The 4,400-nt window shown below is 33.9% G+C and carries 3 protein-coding genes; all 3 read left to right on the plus strand.

Annotated elements, in window-relative coordinates:
• Positions 1-249: 249 nt before the first annotated feature.
• The 3 genes from H7U19_RS16635 (at position 250) to H7U19_RS16645 (ending at position 4,035) form a co-directional block, all read left to right on the plus strand.
• Positions 250-831 carry a hypothetical protein gene (locus tag H7U19_RS16635; protein WP_186564009.1) on the plus strand — a complete coding sequence of 194 codons (582 nt, stop codon included), beginning with the start codon at positions 250-252 and terminating at the stop codon, positions 829-831.
• A 455-nt stretch (positions 832-1,286) separates the two neighbouring features.
• Positions 1,287-3,464: a LamG-like jellyroll fold domain-containing protein gene (locus tag H7U19_RS16640; RefSeq protein WP_186564010.1), complete on the plus strand. Its 2,178-nt coding sequence runs from the start codon at positions 1,287-1,289 to the stop codon at positions 3,462-3,464.
• A 40-nt stretch (positions 3,465-3,504) separates the two neighbouring features.
• Complete coding sequence (locus H7U19_RS16645; protein WP_186564011.1) at positions 3,505-4,035, plus strand: hypothetical protein; 531 nt, start codon at positions 3,505-3,507, stop codon at positions 4,033-4,035.
• Positions 4,036-4,400 lie beyond the last annotated feature (365 nt).

Consider the following 4,400-nt stretch of genomic DNA (forward strand, 5'->3'; position numbering starts at 1 on the left):
GCAGAAAAAGAGAGAGGGTTATCAATGTTGTCGAAGTCCAAAGCTTCACCGTGTATACTAACCTTATTTCTCTCTTTTGTTCTTTCTGATTATTGGTTAAATTTAATGAAAGACAAACTTAAGACGTGTATAGCTCATTGCGGCTGAATTCTTAATCGGAATTCATTGCAATTTGCTATCTTTCGGTCACGGCGGAAAATCATAGCTGATTTTCCGCAACGAGCCATACACAAACACGTTGGCAACAATATGACGAAACGCAGAAATAACAGTAAACGGAATCGATTTTCGATTTTATTCCCAATTCTGACAATAATCGGAATTGGAATTATTGCTGTGCTATCTTCTGGCTATGAAAAAAGTTGGACTTATAATTGGAATGATATCAGAAAAGAAATAAAAGACTCAATTCAAGTTGCAAAAGAACAAGGAATCACAAGCGGATTTGTTGGAGTTGACGCAAGGTCAACGGAAGATGAAATCCAAAGGAGAAAATGGATAATGAAAAATGCAACGGAATTAGAACTTCTGAAACTCACAAAATATCCAAATGGAACTGTAAAAGCTATTGCTTATGAGGGTTTGATTAAAAAAGAAACCTACAAAGAAAAAGCTGAACTGATTTCTAAAGCAATAGCCGATAATGAATATTTGGTTGATTATCAATCAGGTTGCGTTGGTGTTAGATATCAGATAAGTGAATATTTAATGATGTATGTTTTGAATTTTGACAGGACTTTTCCACCTTCACCATATATGTCAAATAATTATGGATTGTCGGATTTGGAAAAAGAAAAAATATTGACTGAATTTCATAATCGAAAAAAATAAATACTGTTGCCAACAACGTATAAAATTAATTGCTTGGTAGGAGCCTACTTACGAAAGTCCTCGCGGACTTTCTATCTGTGATTTATTTGCTAACTTGGTTGCTTAAACACGCAACGAAATCATACACTAGACCGATGTGGGATAATTGCCTGTGGCACGTGAAACCGTCACGCCACGGCGCGACTCCCCTTTCACTAATTATCCCACATCGTCCACTGTTTATTGCGCCCCTGCAAATTTTAGGCTAACTTTGGACGGGCCCACGAGAACTCCCCACGAAACTACACACATCATTGCGTATAGCGAATGGGGCGCAACAATGGCTCTCCGCGGGGCGCGCCCCACTACGCCATACACAGTGGACGTTGCCTGCAATGGTGACCGAAAAATACCCAATAAAAGGTATTGTATCGAACAATATGAAATGCTATTATTAAACACAAAAATTCTGAGTTATGAGAAAACTAATTTTAACCCTAATTTTTGCCTCAATCACAATTTACGTCAAATCACAAACTTCCATAGATTTAAATGGTAGTACAGACTATGTTGCAGTTGCAGACAGTCCGTCATTAGATATATCTGGAGATTTTACCATCGAGGCTTGGATAAAGCCTAATGATGTCAGTTTAGAAAAAACAATTTTAATTAAAGGCAATAGCAGTCAATGCGGTAACTATGGGCTTTTCATAAAAGATGGTAATTTAGCATATGTGTCTGCAGGTGAGTGTGGTTGGAATGGTAGAGGTGCAAATTCAAGTCTTCTGGTTAATATTTGGCAGCACATTGCTGTTGTGGGTCAAGGCACCAATCTTAAGCTGTACATTGACGGTACACTAACAGATGAAATTACTCTTAGCTCTATATTTGGCAATTTAAATAATGACGCACTTTGGATAGGTAGGTCAGTTTTTTCAACAAATAATTTCTTTTTCGATGGTAATATTGATGAAGTTAGAATTTGGAATGAAGCTCGCTCACAGGCTGAAATCCAAAACAATTTAAACACAGAACTATCAGGACTAGAATCTAACCTAGTTGCTTATTATAAATTTGACGACATCGAAACTGAATGCGATATCGAAGATTGTAGTATTAATGAAAATCATGGAACAAGAATCAATATTAGCAACTCAAATAATCCACCAACATATGCAAATGACCAACCAACAAACCTAGTAAATGTAGATTGTGGCGTAACTTTTAATGACTGTATAACATTTGCTGGCGAATTTCAGCTATTTGTAGATTCGATAATGATGAATTTACAAAGTCCTAATGCTGTTAATTTCTTAAATGATGTCAATCAAGTAACCCAAGCCATAGAAGATTTAAAATTCTACTATAACAATAGAACCGAAATTGTAGATGAGTACTATAACTTTTTGGAAGATATGTGCACTACTTATCCAGTATTTTTTCAAGTAAATCAAACCTTTGATGATACCCAATATTTATACTTAGGGTCATTTAGAGAACAAGTACATATGTTCTTAAGGGATTATCTAAGATATCATCCTGAAAAGGAGAATCAATTTTTGTCTGCTCTAGATTTATCTAACCCAAACGCCATCAAATATTTAAACATTTGGAATGATTATGAAATTTTAGTGGTTGATAATTATAGCTTAACCAACCTACAGTTAGACGTTATAAATGACATTCTTGAAACTATCCCAAGCGAAATAACCAACTTAGGTACAATTCTTTACAGAGAGTTTTATACTGATGATTTTCAAAATGCCATTTATACAACACAATTTGTAAGTGCAATTAATTCTTTTGGTAACAATATTGGTGCTGTAAACGACAATGGATTCCCTAATAATTTTCAACCATCAAATTCTGATTTATTCTCGATAGCTTTAAGCCATGAGATTTGTCATACTATTGATGCTGACTACCTCATTTTTAATTCTCGTCTTTTGAATTGGAAAAATTCCCTATTAAGTGCGGCAGGAGTAACTTATAATGAATATTTGCGAACAAAGGTTCTAGACATTGGAGGTAATGATTTTTTTCAAACTTTTCCACAAGAATTTTTTGCTTCTTTGGCTAATGTATATTTTAATAATTCTTTATTAACTCTCGAATTAGGTATCGACAGATTCAATGATGGTTTTCAACAACCAATAAATCAATTCCTATTAATGGTAGATGCTCTATCATCAGAAGGCAATACTACTCAATTTTACAGGATTGATGAAAATTCTAATGTAAGCCTAACTTCTCATGATATAGAAAGAAATGTAAATGGTTTCATTGACAAAATTTATATAACAAATCAATGTGCAATTGAATTTACTTATGATTCAAATAACTTTGTTGTAAGTATGGTTATTCCAGATTTGAATAGTAATGCATGTGACCCATCGTTAAGCATCACAGGTTTAGACTTTGTCAATAAAATTAAAGTCTTTCCAAACCCAACAGACGGTTTATTGTATTTATCTAATGACAATTCAGATTCTGAATTTGACATAAGTGTTTATGATATTTACGGCAAGGTTATTTTCACTGAATACAAAACCAACCAAATTGACCTGACTGAATTAAACGATGGAGTTTATTTTGTAGAATTAACTTCAATTTCGAGAAATACAAAGACAGTAAGAAAAGTTATCAAAAAATAATGCCACAGTTCAGCAACATATTATAAATTACTAATATATTATGAAAACTCTTAAATTTTTATCATTTGCCCTAGTCTCTTTATTTATTATAATCTCTTGCTCTAATGATGATGATGATTCACCTGATAGTGCAGCCTTTGAGGTAGATGTTCTCTTTACTGGAGACCTTGAAGAATTTAATTGGTCCCTTTCTTTAGATACAGAAAGTCGTCCGTTTGGTTTTAATGAGGGTGATTTTTTTCAATCAGGAAGCTTAACAACTGACCAAGTTCATACATTCACAACTGGAATGGGATATGAAAGAGTTGAAATTAAATTTACTAACTTTTCTTTCGCACCTATGGATGGAGCAACCCAAAATATGACTATTAATATTACTATTAAAAAAGATGATCGTGTTGATTTAAATGAGGCAGCTGTTTTTGAAGAAATTGGAACATTTTCTAGATCCTATCAACTTGATAGTTCAAGTGAAAGTCTTGAAACTTCATTTGTAATTTCTGCAACTTATAATGGTTCAGATGTTGTATTAGAATGTGAATCAATGGGATTTGAAAACGAGTGTGATTAATATCAAATTTCAAAGTATATTGGAAGAATGAAGTATATGTCCATGAGTTAGAGTGGAGTGAATGAAAAATCGGAGAACAAAGTGAAAATACTAATGATACAAACCACAGCAGGCAGCAACGTGTATAGTTCATTGCGGCTGAATTCCTAATCGGAATTCATTGCAATTTGCTATCTTTCGGTTACGGCGGAAAATCATAGCTGATTTTCCGCAACGAGCCATACACAAGTCCGTTGTGCGTCATACTGACCCGTCCTGAATAAAGGCTACATAATCTTAAACAATTATGTACAAAAATGACAAAGTAATTAGACGGTATTCAGAATCTTTTAAACTCAAAATTTTAGACGAACTTACCGCCGGAA

The organism is Hyunsoonleella aquatilis, assembly GCF_014270105.1.
In the GTDB taxonomy this organism is placed as follows: Bacteria; Bacteroidota; Bacteroidia; order Flavobacteriales; family Flavobacteriaceae; genus Jejuia; species Jejuia aquatilis.

Excerpts from the sequence above, each read along its gene's own strand:
- H7U19_RS16635 (WP_186564009.1), top strand. The coding sequence starts at position 250 with ATGACGAAACGCAGAAATAACAGTAAACGGAATCGATTTTCGATTTTA.
- H7U19_RS16645 (WP_186564011.1), top strand. The coding sequence starts at position 3,505 with ATGAAAACTCTTAAATTTTTATCATTTGCCCTAGTCTCTTTATTTATT.
- H7U19_RS16640 (WP_186564010.1), top strand. The coding sequence starts at position 1,287 with ATGAGAAAACTAATTTTAACCCTAATTTTTGCCTCAATCACAATTTAC.